Origin of the sequence: Anaplasma marginale str. Florida, from assembly GCF_000215485.1 — a bacterium.
Classification (GTDB): domain Bacteria; phylum Pseudomonadota; class Alphaproteobacteria; order Rickettsiales; family Anaplasmataceae; genus Anaplasma; species Anaplasma marginale.
In genome coordinates this window covers 1-1,463 of the sequence record NZ_AFMS01000061.1, presented here as the reverse complement: position 1 = coordinate 1,463, position 1,463 = coordinate 1, and the positions used below count along the sequence as shown (strand labels likewise).

The 1,463-nt window shown below is 49.3% G+C and carries 2 pseudogenes; both read left to right on the top strand.

Annotation, left to right across the window (positions count from 1 at the left end):
* Positions 1-750 (top strand): annotated as a pseudogene (locus GAC_RS01830) (hypothetical protein); the annotation flags it as partial.
* Between the two features lie 106 nt (positions 751-856).
* Positions 857-1,463 (top strand): annotated as a pseudogene (locus tag GAC_RS01825) (hypothetical protein); the annotation flags it as partial.

The window sequence follows — 1,463 nt, the reverse complement described above, 5'->3', positions numbered from 1 at the left end:
CCCTCATTTGCGGCAGAGAATATGTCAAGTTTCGTGGGGTTGAGCCTGGGTGCCAGGTCTTACTTCTCTGAACTTGGGCGCGGACTTGCTGACTTTGCGGCGCATTGTCGCGAGTTAAAATACATGTTAGCATCGCTCATGGTTTACCAAATGGCGCCGCTATTAGGCATCGGAGGTTTGCAGTCATTGTTTGACCACTACTCAAGATTTGCTGAAAGTGCCATGCGGCCGTTGGGCATCAAATCCGCGTATGACTTCTTTGCCGGGACGTACTACGCTGAGCAGTTTTTGTCCTTCTTTTGGAGTAGTGTTTTTTTCTGGGATATCATAGTAGCCTCAGAGGCATTCTTCCAAGCAGTGCTTCTATCCGAAGCTTCGGAAGTATCGGAGATTTTCCGCACGATGGATCACCATATTTACCTAGAATCATTTTTTCACAGAAGTTATGCGCTCGATGAAGTAAAATCCGCGCTGAACGGCCTTGGGGATTTGGTTTGTACCATTTTGCAAGTACACCAGATCAGGGCGATGCTTAGAAGTGCAAGGGCTGCCAATAGGATGCATGGTAGCCTGGAAAACTTTATGCGGCACGAAGAGATGTCGGGTGCTGTGTGCCGTTATAGCGAACACGCGCAGCGGTATTCAGGTCATGAAAAAAACGTCGGCACACGTGACTCTAGTGTGATCAGTGCCTCACTACAGTGCACTGAAGTTGTTAGTGTGCCACGTGCTGCGCCGCGCTGTTTATAGTATGACGCCCATTACGGCGTAAACCCGGCGGCAATAGGTGCATATACTGAATGTAAATTGCAGTATAGCGTCGGATTAGGTAGACTAAGCGCGTGCGACTGCGGCAATGTACGCTTTTTACAATATTGCTGTGCTGTTATGTGGCAATTATGGCACACGCGTCTTCGTGTGCGCGCCCACAGTTGAGGGAACGGAGAGCGGATACAGTGATTTTTTACTGCATGGGGTTACAATCCCGCCTTCGCAAGTCAATATCAATTACCTGAGAGGTTTTATGCTTGATGACACGTACGTCACTGACAAGCTCAATGAGGGGGATGACGGCAGTCTCAGGGCGTGGGGAAAAATTAGGTTGGAAGACCTAAGTGCGGAGGAGTATGTACAGGAACTTGCGAAACAATTCAAAGAATTTGCGCAAAATGCGCAGCGGCCCAAGGAAGCGGAGACATCACAGGACCATGAAGCTGAAGTAGCGGAGAGTAGCCCACAACTTGCCAATATCGCCCTTCCCGGTGATGAAGGTTTTGAAGTTAATCGGTCGTTCCTAAAGGTGTTGCTGGCGTTTGTGGAGGACTTTTTACAGAAGGTTTCTTTCTCCAGATACAACAGAGCATGGACAACGGCCTTATACTTTGCGGGAGAAGCGCAGAAGGAGAGTGCTCACAGAGGCGCTAATGGCCTTTCTGAGGAGGCTTGTGGACAGGAGGGTATCA